1 pseudogene is annotated in these 220 nt (G+C 50.9%); it reads right to left on the bottom strand.

What is annotated here, in order from left to right:
• Positions 1-220, bottom strand: a pseudogene (locus BN338_RS10760) (ParB/RepB/Spo0J family partition protein); the annotation flags it as partial.

The following is a 220-nucleotide window of genomic DNA, read 5'->3' on the forward strand; positions in this document are numbered from 1 at the left end:
AACTTTCGGTGGCGTATTAATCCCATTGACCAAATCAACAGCACGCCGTAAATCCCCCTCAACCTCTTGCAAAGCAATCGCTACCCGCCGTTGGAAAACCGGCTCCATCTTCGCAAGCTTCAACAACTGCGCCTGATTATCTGCCAATGCCGTCCCACGCAAAACCGAACGCAATTCCGGCTGTAAATGCTGGGATATGCGATTGAGACGTTTCACAGAC

This window comes from Bartonella queenslandensis AUST/NH15 (assembly GCF_000312585.1).
GTDB lineage: Bacteria > Pseudomonadota > Alphaproteobacteria > Rhizobiales > Rhizobiaceae > Bartonella > Bartonella queenslandensis_A.